Raw genomic sequence first — 14,196 nt, forward strand, 5'->3', positions numbered from 1 at the left:
CTTTCACCGAGCGACGCCACCACCCGCAGCGGGTGGTGGCGTCGCTCGGTCCGGGCGCCCTGCGGCGGCCCGTTTCGCCGGGTCAGACGATGTTGTGGTACCGGCGCGGGTGCAGGAAGTCACCGGGGTAGTCGTACGGGATCTCACGCGCCTCCAAGCCGTAGTCGCCCCGGGTGTCGAAGCCGTCGTAGTGGGTCCTGGCCGAGCTGGTCCAGCCGTCGAACAGGGTGACGTGGTAGGCGGACTGGTTCAGGATGTCGCCCGGCCGCAGCGCCGACTTGTCGATCTCGTACGAGATCTCGTGCATCGTGTGGGTGGAGTGGGCCTTGGAGGCGTGCAGGCACATCGACACGTAGCCCGAGCAGTCCCGTCGGTAGGTCTTCCCGTGGGGATCGGAGAACCACGGCCCGGTCCGGCTGTACGCCGGGTCGAGCAGCACCCAGAACCCTGCCCGGGCAATGACTTCGGCCCGGGTGATGTTGCCCCCGACGGAACTGCCGGAGAACTGGCGGTCGATGCCGGCCTTCGACATCGTGCCGGGGCCGGCGATGCCGTCCGCGGTCAGGCCCTTGCTCTGCTGCCACGCGGTGACGGCGGCCAACGTGGCCTGGTTGTAGTTGCCGTCCCGCTTGCTGACTCCGGCCACCTGCTGCACGACCTTCGCCCGGTCGAACAGCTTGGCCTGGGTGAGTGGGCCGGGCTTCCCGTCGATCGTCAGCCCGTGGTACGCCTGAAACACCCGGGTGGCCATCGCCGTCCGGGGGCCGTACTCGGCGTCGAGATCGGACCGGGTGTACTCGAGCCCCCACCACATGCCCGCCAGGGCACGTTGCACCCGGGCGCAGGTGTTGGGGTCGATGGTGAAGGCGTTGGCTTCGAGTGCCGGCAGTCCGACGGTACCGACGGCAGCGATGCCGAGGGCTCCGGTGAGCAGTGTGCGTCGCGATGTCATGGCGGTGTCTCCTTCGATCGGTTGCCTTACTGGTTTCAGCATCGTCACGGATCGGTGTCACCTTTGAACCGTTCGACGCTGCCGGAACCGGAACCGGCGTCCGATCCGGCCGAGCCAGACGCTCCGGGGACGACAAGGAGGCCACCACCCGAGCGGGTGGTGGCCTCGTCGTGGCCCGGGTGCGGTTCGGGGATCAGGCCACGTTGTTGTACCGCCGCGGGGTCAGGAAGCCGCCCGGGTAGGAGTACGGGATCACGCGCTCGTACAGCCCCTTGCTGCCACGGGTGTCGAAGCCGTAGTAGTGGGTCCGCGCCGAGCTGGTCCAGCCGTTGAACAGGGTGACGTGATAGTCGTACCGGTTCAGCAGGTCGCCCGGCCGCAGCGACGACTTGCTGATCGTGTGGGTGACGTTCGGCAGCGAGCGGGTGGAGTAGGACGAGCCGGCGTGCAGGCACATCGAGACGTAGCCCGAGCAGTCCGAGCGGTACCCGCGGCCGTGGGGGTCCGACGGCCAGGCGCCACGGTCGTACGGCGGATCGATGAGGACCCAGAAGCCGGCCCGGGCGATGATCTCGGCCCGCGTGATCGTGCCACCGACCCCGCTGCCGGAGTACTTGCGGACGATGCCCGCCTTCGACATCGTGCCCGGGCCGGCGATCCCGTCGGCGTGGAGGCCCTTGCTCCGCTGCCAGGCTGCCACCGCCGACTTGGTGTTCGTGCCGTAGCTGCCGTCCTGGGCCACCCCGGCCACCTTCTGCACGATCTTGACCCGGTCGAACAGCTTGGCCTGGGTGGCCGGTCCGGGCTTCCCGTCGATCGTCAGCCCGTGGTAGGCCTGAAACGCCCGGGTGGCCTTCGCGGTGCGGTCGCCGTACTTGCCGTCGAGGTCGCCGGCGTCGTAGTCGAGGCCCCACCACATCCCTGCCAGCGCGCGCTGGACCCGGCGGCAGAGGACTGGGTCGATGGTGAACGCGTTGGCGGTCAGGGCGGGCAGTCCGACGGTGCCGGCGGCTGCGATGCCGAGGCCGACGCCGGTGAGCAGGGTGCGTCTGGTGGTCATGGGGGAGCTCTCTCCTTCGAGACGGGGGCGGAGTGTCCCGCCATCATCGTCACGTGCCGGTGTCACCCGGACCGCCTCGACGGTGCCGGAACCGGCAGCCTCAGGAGACGTCGTCGGCGACAGCTGCAGGGTTCTGCTGGTCGGCTACCACGGGGGGCCGCGGCGGTCGCAGTGCCAGCAGCACCACCCACACCGTGAGGATCACCAGCCCGAGGTTGCGCAGCGCCAGCGCGAGTGTGGGCAGCCACATCAGGCTTCCGCCGCTGTACAAGGGGGTGTAGAGCAACGGGTAGACCAGATGGGTCAGCCCCGCGAGCACCAGCACACCGACGGCCAGCCGTTGCGTCAGTGCGGATCGCTGCCCGGTCCGGCCACTGTGCAGGAACATGTACACCAGTGGCCCGCCGAGCCAGGTCACGTACTGCGGGCTGAGGGTCTTGTTGGTGATGATCAGGATCAGCACCAGCGCCATCACGATCATCCCGATGTGCCACGCGTCGGGGATCCGGCGGGGGTCGGTGTGCCGGCCGAAGCCGGGGACCAACGCCCGGGCCAGGATCAGCACGATGGTGAGTCCGCCCAGCACCGTCAGCACCGACGAGGTGACCGTCATCGCGGCCACCCCCGGACCGGACATCAGCTCGTACGCGTTGTACTGCGAGAGTTCGACCACCCACAGGTCGGGGCGTACGGCCCGCGCCGCCATCAACGCGGTGGCCGGGATCGACTCGATCTGCAGGCCGCGGTCGGACTGCCAGGTCAGCGGGGACACCAGGCGTTCCCAACCGCCGATCAGCAGGCTGACCAGGGCCAGCCCGAACCCGGCCACCACGAAGCCGACCGTGGTCGGGGTCCGGCCACGGCCGGGTCGGGCGAGCAGTGCCGGGTAGACCAGCGCCGGCCACAGCTTGATCGCCGCGCCCACGCCCACCAGGGCGCCGGCGACGGCGGGTCGGGCGGCGCTGAACAGCAAGGCCGCAGCGACCAGGACCGCCGGGAGCAGGTCGAAGCGGAAGTAGGCCAACGGGCCGAACACGACCAGGAAGACCAACCAGAACTCCAGCGCTGCGGTCCGGCGGCGGCCCCCGGCGCGCCACAACCCGACGGTCAGCAGGGCATCGCAGGCCAACATCAGCAGGGCGAACGCGACGACGTACCCGACGGTGGTGCCGCAGCCCAGGAGCCACGGCAACTGCAGCACCCACACCGCCGGTGTCGGGTACTCCTGCATCGTGCCGCCGAGTCCCACCTCGGCCATGGCCCCGAGCTTTCGCCAGTAGTAGTAGGGATCCCCGGCGATGTAGTTCTCCGCCGGCGTCGCGTACACGATGCCGATCAGCAGTCGGCTGAGCAGCCACACCACCGCGACCCGGCCAGGTGTCGACAACCATGTCGTGGCCGACAGCGGTAGGAAGGCCGGCCGCGCGCCGGGGTGGGCCGATGTCCTCACCGGCGCGACATTAACACCGTCGCCGCGTCGATCGACGCCCGGCTCGTCGCGAGCAGGGGCATACTGACCCCCATGCACGAACAGAACGGGCTGCCGTGGACGAACTGAACGAGATCGGTCCGCTGCGGGCCCAGGGGTCGCTGGCCGAGTCGATCCGGGACTCACTGCGTGACGCGATCAACCGTGGCGTGCTGCCGCCTGGGTACCGACTCCGGGAGATTCCGCTGGCCGACCACTTCGAGTGCTCGACGACCCCGGTCCGTGAGGCGATCCGACGACTGGCCGGTGAGGGGCTGGTCCGGCTCAACCCACGTCGCGGGGCCGAGGTGATCACCTTCGACCAGCAACAGATCGCCAACCTGTTCGAGGTGCGCAGCCTGTTGGAGTGTGCGGCGGTGCGGCGCGCCGCCCAGCGTCGGCCCGATGCCGACGACCTGGCCGAGGTGACGGCCTTGGTGGCGAAGCAGTCCGGTCAACTCGCCGACGGCGCCGTCGAGCGCCGGGTCGACGTCCAGGTGCACCGCGCCATCGCCACGTTGTCGGGCAACCCCGAGCTGACCGAGCTGGTGACCCGGGTGAACCAGCAGATCGACTCGGTCCGGGCCCGCGCCCGGACCGAGGTGCCCGGCGGACCCGAGCATGCGGTGGCCGCGCACCAGGCGCTGTTAGATGCGATCACCTCCGGTGATGCCGACCAGGCCGAGGCGGTGATGGCCGAGCACCTGACGTGGTCGCGGGAAGCCGTCCTGTCGACCATGTGACGGGGCCGGAGCCGACGATGGGAGCGACGTGTCGGGGGCCGGTCCGGGTGGCCGATGGGGGAGACGGTTTATCGCGCCAGGGCCGTTCACTGCATAATGTCTGAGGTGACGACGAAGCCAACCGGCACGGGACCCTGCACCGGACTGTTCGGCGACCACAGCTGGACCGGGACCGGGTGGACCGCGACGCCGGTCCCGACGTTCGTGGTGATGACCGACACCCACCTGGTCGACCCGACCGCGATCCATGCCGGTGAGTTCGGCTCCCGGCTGAAGCAGAACGACCGGGTCGAGGTCGCCCTCGAGCTGGCCGAGGGTGCCGGGTTGCCGTCACTGGTCCACCTGGGTGACCTGGTGCAGGACTACCCCGACTCCGACAGCCATGTCGGACTGCTCGCGACCGCGACCGCGCAGGTGCGGCGCTGTGCCCCGAACGTCCACCTCGCCTGCGGCAACACCGACGTCGGCGACAAGCCGGACCCCACCAGTCCGGCCGCGATCGCCGACGCCCGGACCATGGAGCGGTACGCCGAGACCGCCGCCGAGCCGTGGTCGGCCTTCGAGGTGGGCGGGCTGCGCGGCATCGTGCTGGCCGCCTCGATCCTCAACTCCGGCAGCGAACTGGAGCAGCGGCAGTGGGCCTGGTTGGACGAGCAGTTCGCCGATGACCGGCCGACGGTGTTGTTCTGGCACTATCCACTGTTCCTGCGCGACCCCGACGATCCCGACCTCGGCAACTACGACGTGATCGCCGAACCGGCCCGGACCCGACTGCGGCAGCTGATCGAGGACCACCAGGTGTGGGGCCTGTTCACCGGCCACTCCCACTTCTGGTTCGTCCAAGACCTCGGCCGCGCGCGGGCGTACGGCATCAACTCCACCTCGTTCACCCGACCCGGTTTCAGTGAGCTGTTCTCCAGCGCACCGCCGCCCGACCGTGGGCGCGACGACGTCGACAAGCTCGGCTTCGTGCTGGTGCGGGTGCACCCGAACGGGTTGCGGGTGCACCGGGTCCACAGCGGCAGTACGACCCGACTGCGGCTGGCCGGGCACCAGGTCCGGCCGGTGGTGAGTGCGGTCTCCGCCGACGTCCCCGACTCCGGGCTGGGCGTGGTGATGCGGCACGCCGTCGCCGGCTACGCCGAGATCGCCGACACCTTCCCGTCGGTGGGCCGGCAGCCGGTCCGCGACGACCACCCGGTGCTGGCCTGCCTGGAGCTGGGGGCGCGACAGGTGTCGGTGTCGGACCGCGACACCCGCGACCCCGATCTCGTGGGGCGGCTCCAACTGCTGCGGGCCGAAGGGGCGTCGGTGACCGCGCGGGTGCTGTGGCCGGCCGGGGAACTGCCGGAACTGCCGTCGACCGAGGTCGTCGATCGGGTCGAACTGGTGCTGCTGGACCGGGTGCGGCTCACCACCGACGAGGCCGGTTGGCTCGCCGACCAGGGCCGTGCGCTGACCGCCGGGTGCCTGCACCGGGGTGCCAAGGGTGCCCGAGAGCTGCCTCGCTGGCGGTACGGCTTCGCACCCGCCGAGGTGAGCGAGGTGCTGGCCGACCTGACCGCCGCCGGCGTCGACGACACCGTACGGCTGACCGTCCAGGCCCCGTCGCCGGAGCTGGTCGACGAGGCACTGGCGACCGGGCACGCCGCTCGGCTCGACCTCGTGCATCCGTTGCAGGGCAACGATCCCGCCGATCTCGACCTGGTGGCTGACCTGTTCTGCCGGGCCACCGCCGGTGGAGCCGGGTTCGTCGTCGACGGGTTCACCGAGTTGGACCGCACCTTGGACCTGAACCCCGGACTGCTCGACCGGATGCGCAACCTGCAGCCGACCTTCCATCTGCTGCGCGTCCTCAACACCGCCTGCCACGCGGCACCGCGGACCGTGTCGCGGGACGCGCAGGGGTGGCTGATCACCGGGGACGACTTCGCGGCCCGGTTGCTGCCCAGTGACGCCCGACCCGGTGCCGAGCCGGGCCGGACCCGTGTCCACCTCGCGAGCGGAATGGTCACCGACGGCGAGGACATGCCGCCGAGCCCCACACTGGTGCTGACCGAATCGCACCGAGGGGGAACCGCATGACCGCAACACCCGCACCGACCGACGAGCCGAACACCGGGGGAGCCGGGGCGACATCGCCGGTGCTGCCCACCCTGGCGGGACGGCGGGTCCTGGTGACCGGGGCAGCCTCCGGGATCGGTGAGGCGACCGTGGCGGCCTGCCGGGCCCGCGGTGCCACGGTGGCCGGGTTCGACGTGGCCGAGGTGGCCGAGCCGGCCGACGACGGGGTCCGACACTTCGTGTGCAGCGTGGCCGACGAGGATGCCGTACGGGACCGGGTCGCCGACGCCGTCGCATGGCTGGGCGGGTTGGACAGTGTGCTGCACGTGGCCGGCATCATCATCGATGCCCAGATCGGTGTGGACGAACTGTCCCTGGCCGACTGGGAGACCATGATCGGGGTCGACCTGACCGGGGCCTTCCTGGTCGCCAAGCACACCCTGCCGCACCTGGCCCGGTCGCCCCACAGTTCGCTGGTGCTCACCGGATCTGGGGCCGGGGTCCACAACGCCCACGCGTCGGTCTCGTACGCCGCAGCCAAGGGTGGCCTGAACGGACTCGCGATCACCTTGGAGGAGACGTGGCGGCGCCGCGGCGTCAGCGTCATCGCCCTGCTCGTCGGCTCGGTCGACACCCCCCTGGTGCGACGGTTCGGCTCGGGCGAGGAGGCTCGCAACAAGCGCAAGGCCGAGAACCTGTTGTTGGAGTCGGCCGAGGTGGGGGCCCTGATGGCGTTCCTGGCCTCGCCGGACGGATCCGCGGTACGGGGGCCGGTCCGGACCTGGTGATCAACAGCTGGGACCACGTGAGAAGTAGTCGACGACCCGAGGAGGGCCCATGACCGATCAGCCGAACATCTTGGTGATCATGTCGGATCAGCACCACGCCGAGGTGATGGGGTGTGCGGGGGATCCGGTGGTCGAGACTCCCGGTCTTGACCGATTGGCGGCGCGCGGCGCGCGGCTGTCGAACCTGTACTGTCAGGCGCCGCTGTGTGCCCCGTCGCGGGCTTCCTTCCTCACCGGGATGATGCCCAGTGACAACGGTGTGGTCAGCAACAACCAACTGTTCGACCTGACCCATCCGACGTTCGCGCACTCCGCAGGTGCGGCTGGTTACCGGCCGGAGCTGATCGGGAAGATGCACGTACTCGGGATCGACCAGTTGTTCGGGTTCACCGCACGACAGATCGGTGATCATGGTCCCAACTTCCCGGGATTGGGTAACCGGAAGCCTCGGTCAGGAGGTGGCGCCGCACCGGTCCAGCGCGGCCAGCTCCATGGAGCTGCCGGGCCGAGCCTGGACAGCCTGTCGAAGTCGGGGATCGGACACCATGCGTACTACACCCGTGACGCCTTGGTGGCTGAGGCCACCGAGTCTGCGATCCGGCAGCACGACATCGAGCGCCGTTCGGGTGGTGATCCGCACCCGTTCTTCCTGACCATGGGATTCCTGCTGCCGCACCAGCCGTACGTGGCGACCCGGGAGGACTACGAGAAGTACGAGGGTCGCGTCGGTCTGCCGCGTCGCCCCTGGCCGGATGCCCCCTCAGACGACCACGCGTTCTTGCGGTGGTGGCGTGACGCGACCGGGCTGGATCGCATCCACGGTGGGGTTCCCGAGGAGGTCATCCTGCGGGCCCGGACCGCCTACTGGGGAATGGTCGACCGGATGGACCAGTTGATCACCCGGGTGCTGGACACCCTGGATGAGCTCGGCCTGACCGAGAACACCTTGATCATCTACACCTCCGACCACGGTGATCATGTCGGTGAGCACGGACTGTGGTGGAAGCAGACGTTGCTCGAACCGTCGGTCAAGGTGCCCGGGATCATCAGTTGGCCCGGTGTCGTACCGGAGCAGGTGACCAGTGATCGGGTGTGCGGGCTGGTCGACGTCACGGAGACGATCGTCGCGGCCGCCGGTGGGCCGGCACTGCCCCGGTCGGTGGGTCGGGATCTGGTGCCGATGCTGCGTGGCGAGGATCCCGACTTCGCCGACCTGACGCTGTCGGAGCACTGTGCCGACGTCAACCAGGGTGCGGGTCTCGGCCCGGCGAAGGTGGATCGGCCGTACTACCAGCGGATGGTGCGGCAGGGCCGATGGAAGTACGTCGACCACGCGGACCTGCCGGCGCAGCTGTTCGACGTGGTGGCCGACCCGGACGAGACCACCGACGTGTCGGCCGACCCGGCGAACTCGGCTGTGGTGGCTGAGCTGGCCGCGATCGCCCGCGACGGTTGGGATCCCGAGCTGGTGCGCGCCGAGACCCAGACTGACATCGCCGAGACCGCACTGTTCGCCGACTGGGCGGTCGAGACCGGATACGTCGACCAGCACCGATGGCAGATGAAGGCCGCCTACAACACCCTGGAGGGAACCCCGTATGACTTCGTCCTCGACGACTGAACGACCGGATCGGATCGCCGACCGGATCCGCGAACTGGGCCACGAGCTCGAGGTGATGCCGCGCCCGGCCGGGTCGTACGTGCCGGTGAAGCGGGCCGGCGACCTGGTGATCACGTCCAGCATCAGTGCCAAGCGGGGGACCGAGCTGCGTCACGTCGGTCAGGTCGGTGACGTGATCGGGCTGGCGGAGGCGCGGGAGTCGGCGGTGCTCGCGGTGATCAACTGCCTGACCGTGCTGCGGGCCGAGCTCGGCAGCTTGGAGCGGATCACCGACGTGGTCCGCCTCACCGGCTGGGTGAACTCCGCGCCCGGGTTCGTCGACCAGCACAAGGTGGTCGACGCGGCGTCGGAGTTCCTGGTCGAGCTGTACGGCGACGCCGGCCGGCACGCGCGGGCGGCCCTCGGGATCGCTGCGCTGCCGATGAACTGTTCGGTGGGCATCGAACTCACCGTGATCGCCCCGGCGGAGTGAGCGGGGCACCTGAGTGCTCGAGTGGTCGCGCCGCCGGGGTGAGCCGGCGACGCGCTCGGGTGATCAGCTGAACAGGATCGGGAGCAGGACCACCGCGAGGATCATCAGGAACAGCACGGCGAACAGGCCGATCAGGAACCCGACGCCCTTCTTCTTCTGCGGCTCCAGACCGATCGCGCCGTCGGTGAACTGGTGCAGCGGTGCCGCGTAGTAGACGTCCAGCTGTTGGGCGGGGGAGACCTGGACGGTCATCTCGGCCCGACCGAAGGTGCGCATCCACTGCGACTCGACCTTCAGGTGGTGCTGGCCCGGCGGCACCGGGATGACGGTCTCACCGGACTGCGGGAGCTTGGTCGGGGCGCCGTCGAGGTACAACGTCGGCGGGACCATGTTGTTGGTCAACACCGAACCCTGGACGTGCATCTTCAGGAACGCGGCATCGGCCGGCAGCTGGCCCGGCTGGGGCTGGCCGGGCTGCTGTCCGTACGGACCGGGCTGTCCCGGCTGCTGCTGGGGCGGATAGGGCTGCTGCGGTTGGCTCACCGGGACATTCTAGGGGCATTTGGGTTCTGTTGCCGGTCGTGGCCGGGCGGCGGTTCAGCCGGTCGGGGATCGCAGCAGCAGCCGCTCGACGAACACCTCGATCGCGGCGTCGGCGGTCGCGAAGTCGTCGCTGAGGAGGGCGTCGTGGAGCAGGCCCCGGACGGTCGCGACGGCGAGTCGCCCCAGCACCTCGGCATCGTCCGGCGGATGTCCGATCTCGACCAGCAGGGCACGGATCGGCGCCACCCACGGTTCGATCAGGCTGTCGCGCAACCGCCGGGCGTGGGCGTGGCCCTGCATGGCATGCGCGGACAGCTCGAAGATCACCGGGCCGTACTGTCGGGCGTCGCGGCTCAACTGCTGCCAGAACCCCAGCAGCGCGGCACGGGGGTCGTCACGCCGTCGTTCGAGTGAGGCGAACCGGATCCGCTGTCGTTCCTCGAACCGGGCCACCACTTCGGTGAGCAGCCCGTCGCGGGAGCCGAAGTGGTAGATCAGCATCCGATGACTGGTCCCGATGGCCTCGGCCAGTTGGCGCAGGCTCTGGTTCGTCACGCCATGGGCCGCCACGTGCTCCGCCGTCGCGCGCAGGATCTCGTCCCGTCCGGTCACCGCCACGTACCAAACGGTACGTCACGGTGGGGAGGGGGCTGGATCACCTCGCCCGAGCGATGACGGTGCCGGGGGCACGTGCACTTCGCAAGAGGACGCCAGGAGCGGGTGAATGTGCTGCTGACCAAGTGAAATGTGCTGCTGACCAAGTGAAACGTCGGCGCCCCCGGCAGGATTCGAACCTGCGCACCCGCCTCCGGAGGGCGGTGCTCTATCCCCTGAGCTACGGGGGCCGTGGCCAACAGGCCGACGGCTAGGGTATCACCAACTCGCGGCTATGCTCACCGTCGTGTCGCGCCACCGGTTCATGATCATCTTCGTGTTGGCTGCGCTGCTGCTCGGATCCGCAGGCTGTGCGCCCGCCCAACCGCCACCCGCGAAGGCCGAGATGCGGAGCACTCCACCGCCGTGGGACGCCCCCAGACATGCTGTCGCCAACATCGACGCGGCAGGGCTGGAACACCAACCCCTGGACATGATCGACAACCAGCGGTTGCTGCAGCTCGAGGTCACGATCGACGGGGTGCCGGTGACGATCCCCGCCTTCGTCGGCATCGACCGGTTGCGGGCGCTCCAAGGCTCGGCCCACACCCACGACGAGTCCGGGCAGGTCTGGCTCGAAGGGACCGAGGCCAACACGGTCACCCTTGGCCAGTTCTTCACGCTGTGGGGGGTGCGGTTCGACGCCGAGTGCCTGGGCGCCGCCTGTGGCGGGGTCACCGTGACCGCCGACGGGGCACCGGTCGCAGACCCGATCGGCCTGGTGATGGCGTCGTCGAGCGAGATCCGGGTGGCCGGGACCAGCTGAGGCCGTGGGAAGGGGCGCCACAGCGACACCCGTGGACGTCAGCTCCACCGACGTCACTGTGGCGCCCTCTTTTACGAAGAGCAGGCCCGGCGACCGTGGATTCGGCGGTCCGCGCACCGAAAGCCCGCCGTCGGGGCGCATCCGCCGTGGCACAGTTCCCCCATGACCCACACGCATGTCGCGGGCGCCATCCACGCCGACGTCGGACATCGTGGCCCGGCCTGGTTGCCGGTGCCGACCGACGTCAACGCCCTGCTGCCGCGGCTGTGGAGTGCCCAGGTGACCAAGTCGGCCGACGGTGAGCTGCACGTCGCAGGCCTCGGTGTGACCGAGATCGCCGACCGGGTCGGCACCCCGGCGCTGGTCTTCGACGAGGCCGATCTGCGGGCCCGGGCCCGCGACTTCGCCACCGCCTTCGCCGGCTGGGACGTCTACTACGCGGGCAAGTCGTTCCTGTCCACCGCGGTCGCCGGCTGGATCGTCGAGGAGGGCCTCCACCTCGACGTGTGCACCGGCGGGGAGCTGGCCGTCGCGATCCGCGCCGGGGTCGACCCGGCCAAGCTGGCGCTGCACGGCAACAACAAGTCCGACACCGAACTCGTGGCCGCCCTCGAGCACGGCGTCGGCCGGATCATCATCGACTCCGTCCCCGAGATGGGCCGGCTCGCTGCACTGGCCGCCGAGCGGGGACTCCGGCCGGCGGTGATGGTGCGGGTCACCCCGGGCGTCGAGGCCCACACCCACGAATACATCGCCACCGCCCGTGAGGACCAGAAGTTCGGCATCCCGCTCACCGGTGGCGCCGGTCTGGCCGCCCTGCTGCAGGTCCACCGCGACGAGCACCTGGAGCTTCGCGGCATTCACTCCCACATCGGCTCGCAGATCTTCGACGCCGAGGGGTTCGAGGTGTCGGCCCGCCGCACGCTGCGGCTGCACGCCGAGTTCGCCGCGCAGACCGGGGTGGAGTTGCCCGAACTCGACCTCGGTGGCGGCTTCGGCATCGCGTACACCTCCGCCGACACCCCGTCGACACCGGCGACGCTGGCCGGGCAGATGGCCGCCATCGTGACCGGCGAGTGCGCGAGCCTCGGGGTGGCCGTACCGCAGTTGTCCATCGAGCCCGGCCGGGCGATCAGCGGCCCGGCCGCGTTCATGCTCTACCGCGTCGGCACCGTCAAGATGGTCGAGCTGGAGGGTGGCGGCACCCGGCGGTACGTGGCCGTCGACGGCGGGATGAGCGACAACATCCGGACCGCGCTGTACGGGGCGGAGTACTCCGCCACCCTGGCCAACCGGCACTCCACCGCACCGCCGACCCTGTCGCGGGTGGTCGGCAAGCACTGCGAGTCCGGCGACATCGTGGTGCGCGACGAGTTCCTGCCCGACGACGTGGCACCCGGCGACCTGATCGCGGTGCCGGCGTCGGGGGCGTACTCGTACTCGATGGCCAGCAACTACAACCACGTACCTCGGCCACCGGTGGTCTCGGTACGTGACGGACGACTCTCGACCCTGATCCGCCGCGAGACGATCGACGACCTGTTGCGGGTCGACGTGGGCCAGTCGGAGGTCACGGCGAACGGTGCCGGGACCGATACGGTTCGTACCGGGCCGTCGGATGGGGAAGAATTGCCGGGCGCCGACACCGCGACCGCGCGTTGACCACCCGAGCGCCGGACAGCCGCCGACGAGGAAACGAGGACCACCGAATGCCCCAGGACCAGCCTCCGCTGCAGGTCGCGCTGCTCGGTTGCGGGACGGTCGGCTCCGCCGTGGCCCGATTGATCACCGAGCACGGTGACGACCTGGCCGCGCGCATCGGCCGCCGCATCGAGCTGGCCGGGATCGCCGTCCGCCGACCGCAGCGGGCACGGTCGCTGCCCGGGGTACCCGCCGAGTTGATCACCGGCGACGCCGATGAGCTCGTACGCAGGCCCGGGATCGACCTGGTGATCGAGGTGATCGGCGGCATCGAACCCGCCCGGGGCCTGATCCTGGCCGCGATGGCGAACGGGGCATCGGTCGTCACCGCCAACAAGGTGCTGCTGGCCGAGGACGCGGGCTCGCTGTTCGCCGCCGCGGAGGAGTACGGCGTCGACCTGTACTTCGAGGCGGCCGTCGCCGGCGCGATCCCGATCGTCCGGCCACTGCGGGAGTCGCTGGTCGGCGACGAGATCTCGACGGTGATCGGCATCGTCAACGGCACCACCAACTACATCCTGGACAAGATGGACACCGTCGGGTCCGGGTTCGCCGAGACGCTGGCCGAGGCGCAGGAGCTCGGCTTCGCCGAGGCCGATCCGACCGCTGACGTGGACGGCTTCGACGCCGCCGCGAAGGCCGCGATCCTCTCCAGCCTGGCCTTCCACAGCCGGGTCCGCAGCGCCGACGTGCACCGCGAAGGCATCGCCGAGGTCACCAGCGCCGACATCGCCTCGGCCCGCGAGATGGGTTGCGTGGTGAAGATGTTGGCGATCTGTGAGCTGACCGACGAGCCGGAACCGCGGGTGTCCGCGCGGGTCCACCCGGCGATGATCCCGCTCAGCCATCCGCTGGCCTCGGTGGGCGACGCCTACAACGCGGTGTTCGTCGAGACCTGCTCGGCGGGCCGGCTGATGTTCTACGGCCAGGGTGCCGGGGGTGCGCCGACCGCGAGCGCGGTGCTGGGAGACGTGGTGACGGTGGCCCGCAACCGGGTCCGCGGTGCGCTCGGGCCGGGGGAGTCCAACTACGCCAGCCGGGGAATCGCAGCGATGGGCGACGTGGTCACCCGTTACCACATCCGGCTCGAGGTGGCCGACGCCCCGGGCGTGCTCGCCACCATCGCCCAGTGCTTCGCCCGCCACGGTGTCTCGCTGCAGACCGTCCGGCAGCAGACGTTGGCCGAGACGGCCGGCGGCGAGAAGCAGCTGGCCGAGGCCCAGCTGGTGCTGGTCACCCACGAGGCCACCGACCAGGCCCTGCAGGCCACCGTCGACACACTCCGCGGCCTGTCCGAGGTCGCCGAGGTCAGCAGCGTGATGCGCGTGGAGGGAAACTGAGATGAGCACGACCACCACCACCCC

12 protein-coding genes, 1 tRNA gene and 1 pseudogene are annotated in these 14,196 nt (G+C 70.1%); 8 read left to right on the top strand and 6 right to left on the bottom strand.

The window, feature by feature from the left end:
• Window positions 1-82: 82 nt before the first annotated feature.
• From ACQBAU_RS08335 to ACQBAU_RS08345, 3 genes are all read right to left on the bottom strand, one after another.
• Window positions 83-952: a peptidoglycan-binding domain-containing protein gene (locus tag ACQBAU_RS08335; protein ID WP_434550394.1), complete on the bottom strand. Its 870-nt coding sequence runs from the start codon at window positions 950-952 to the stop codon at window positions 83-85.
• 193 nt (window positions 953-1,145) lie between these two features.
• Complete coding sequence (locus ACQBAU_RS08340) at window positions 1,146-2,012, bottom strand: peptidoglycan-binding domain-containing protein (protein ID WP_465255913.1); 867 nt, start codon at window positions 2,010-2,012, stop codon at window positions 1,146-1,148.
• Window positions 2,013-2,112: 100 nt separating this feature from the next.
• Complete coding sequence (locus ACQBAU_RS08345; protein ID WP_465255914.1) at window positions 2,113-3,462, bottom strand: glycosyltransferase 87 family protein; 1,350 nt, start codon at window positions 3,460-3,462, stop codon at window positions 2,113-2,115.
• 95 nt (window positions 3,463-3,557) lie between these two features.
• On the opposite strand from ACQBAU_RS08345, the gene ACQBAU_RS08350 reads away from it, so the two are divergent.
• The 5 genes from ACQBAU_RS08350 (at window position 3,558) to ACQBAU_RS08370 (ending at window position 9,168) form a co-directional block, all read left to right on the top strand.
• Window positions 3,558-4,223, top strand: coding sequence for a GntR family transcriptional regulator (locus tag ACQBAU_RS08350; RefSeq protein ID WP_434550391.1), 666 nt, complete (start codon window positions 3,558-3,560; stop codon window positions 4,221-4,223).
• A 105-nt stretch (window positions 4,224-4,328) separates the two neighbouring features.
• Window positions 4,329-6,308, top strand: coding sequence for a metallophosphoesterase family protein (locus ACQBAU_RS08355; protein ID WP_465255915.1), 1,980 nt, complete (start codon window positions 4,329-4,331; stop codon window positions 6,306-6,308).
• On the top strand, window positions 6,305-7,075 hold the full coding sequence (locus tag ACQBAU_RS08360; RefSeq protein WP_434550389.1) for an SDR family NAD(P)-dependent oxidoreductase: 771 nt from the start codon (window positions 6,305-6,307) through the stop codon (window positions 7,073-7,075). Before ACQBAU_RS08355 ends, ACQBAU_RS08360 begins: the two co-directional genes overlap by 4 nt.
• Before the next feature lie 49 nt (window positions 7,076-7,124).
• Window positions 7,125-8,696 (top strand): sulfatase-like hydrolase/transferase, encoded by a 1,572-nt coding sequence (locus ACQBAU_RS08365; RefSeq protein ID WP_434550388.1) that lies wholly within the window; start codon window positions 7,125-7,127, stop codon window positions 8,694-8,696.
• Window positions 8,674-9,168, top strand: coding sequence for a RidA family protein (locus tag ACQBAU_RS08370; protein ID WP_465255916.1), 495 nt, complete (start codon window positions 8,674-8,676; stop codon window positions 9,166-9,168). Before ACQBAU_RS08365 ends, ACQBAU_RS08370 begins: the two co-directional genes overlap by 23 nt.
• A gap of 63 nt (window positions 9,169-9,231) precedes the next feature.
• Here ACQBAU_RS08370 and ACQBAU_RS08375 read toward each other — a convergent pair whose 3' ends face one another.
• The 3 genes from ACQBAU_RS08375 to ACQBAU_RS08385 all read right to left on the bottom strand — a co-directional run bounded on the left by ACQBAU_RS08375 (window position 9,232) and on the right by ACQBAU_RS08385 (window position 10,556).
• Window positions 9,232-9,711 (bottom strand): hypothetical protein, encoded by a 480-nt coding sequence (locus tag ACQBAU_RS08375; RefSeq protein WP_434550386.1) that lies wholly within the window; start codon window positions 9,709-9,711, stop codon window positions 9,232-9,234.
• Window positions 9,712-9,765: 54 nt separating this feature from the next.
• The gene (locus ACQBAU_RS08380; RefSeq protein WP_434550385.1) at window positions 9,766-10,329 is read right to left on the bottom strand and encodes a TetR/AcrR family transcriptional regulator; all 564 of its coding nucleotides are present in this window, start codon (window positions 10,327-10,329) and stop codon (window positions 9,766-9,768) included.
• Between the two features lie 155 nt (window positions 10,330-10,484).
• Window positions 10,485-10,556, bottom strand: a tRNA-Arg gene (locus ACQBAU_RS08385).
• Between the two features lie 56 nt (window positions 10,557-10,612).
• On the opposite strand from ACQBAU_RS08385, the gene ACQBAU_RS08390 reads away from it, so the two are divergent.
• The 3 genes and pseudogenes from ACQBAU_RS08390 (at window position 10,613) to ACQBAU_RS08400 (ending at window position 14,172) form a co-directional block, all read left to right on the top strand.
• On the top strand, window positions 10,613-11,131 hold the full coding sequence (locus ACQBAU_RS08390) for a hypothetical protein (RefSeq protein WP_465255917.1): 519 nt from the start codon (window positions 10,613-10,615) through the stop codon (window positions 11,129-11,131).
• Window positions 11,132-11,293: 162 nt separating this feature from the next.
• A pseudogene (gene lysA / locus ACQBAU_RS08395) lies at window positions 11,294-12,691 on the top strand (diaminopimelate decarboxylase); the annotation flags it as partial.
• Between the two features lie 149 nt (window positions 12,692-12,840).
• Window positions 12,841-14,172 (top strand): homoserine dehydrogenase, encoded by a 1,332-nt coding sequence (locus ACQBAU_RS08400; RefSeq protein ID WP_465255918.1) that lies wholly within the window; start codon window positions 12,841-12,843, stop codon window positions 14,170-14,172.
• Window positions 14,173-14,196 lie beyond the last annotated feature (24 nt).

Source organism: Carbonicoccus niuqiaonis, assembly GCF_050157065.1.
In the GTDB taxonomy this organism is placed as follows: domain Bacteria; phylum Actinomycetota; class Actinomycetes; order Propionibacteriales; family Propionibacteriaceae; genus Avipropionibacterium.

Bases quoted from the DNA above. Each gene is read 5' to 3' on its own strand.
- ACQBAU_RS08335 (WP_434550394.1), bottom strand. From the start codon at position 952: ATGACATCGCGACGCACACTGCTCACCGGAGCCCTCGGCATCGCTGCC.
- ACQBAU_RS08340 (WP_465255913.1), bottom strand. From the start codon at position 2,012: ATGACCACCAGACGCACCCTGCTCACCGGCGTCGGCCTCGGCATCGCA.
- ACQBAU_RS08360 (WP_434550389.1), top strand. From the start codon at position 6,305: ATGACCGCAACACCCGCACCGACCGACGAGCCGAACACCGGGGGAGCC.
- ACQBAU_RS08365 (WP_434550388.1), top strand. From the start codon at position 7,125: ATGACCGATCAGCCGAACATCTTGGTGATCATGTCGGATCAGCACCAC.
- ACQBAU_RS08370 (WP_465255916.1), top strand. From the start codon at position 8,674: ATGACTTCGTCCTCGACGACTGAACGACCGGATCGGATCGCCGACCGG.
- ACQBAU_RS08400 (WP_465255918.1), top strand. From the start codon at position 12,841: ATGCCCCAGGACCAGCCTCCGCTGCAGGTCGCGCTGCTCGGTTGCGGG.